Source organism: Paraburkholderia sp. BR14320, from assembly GCF_040948665.1.
Taxonomy (GTDB): domain Bacteria; phylum Pseudomonadota; class Gammaproteobacteria; order Burkholderiales; family Burkholderiaceae; genus Paraburkholderia; species Paraburkholderia youngii.
On sequence record NZ_JBFPKG010000274.1, the window covers coordinates 1 to 417 of the forward strand.

Consider the following 417-nt stretch of genomic DNA (forward strand, 5'->3'; position numbering starts at 1 on the left):
GAACAGCGCCTTCAGGTCGCCGTCGGGACAATACAGGCTGAGTTGCCCGCGCCGCTTCAGGCTTTCGTTGTACTCGTGCGCGTTTGTTACCGCATAGCCCGGCTTCGCTCGTTTGCGCGGTTCGCCCCGTCTTCAGTCTTGCCTTGTAAGGCATGAAAGCTCGCTCGTCGGATAGATCACCGGACTCCTTCTACCCGACCCACGGCCGCCGCGCAAGCGGCCCTCTTGAACAAAGCCGTGTTAATGGTCGAGAAACGGCCGAAGCCTGGCGGCGCGAGTCGGGGGTTCTGTCGAGACAAGGCCGCTGCGCGCCGCTACTTTGAGAAGGCGACTGACCAGAACGGCGAGCCCGAGACGATTACCGTGGACAAGAGCGGTGCGAATCTGGCTGCGCTCGAGGCTCTCAACGCCGGGCGC

1 pseudogene is annotated in these 417 nt (G+C 63.1%); it reads left to right on the top strand.

From position 1 onward, the window contains the following. Positions 1–291 precede the first annotated feature (291 nt). A pseudogene (locus AB3X89_RS40285) lies at positions 292–417 on the top strand (DDE-type integrase/transposase/recombinase); the annotation flags it as partial.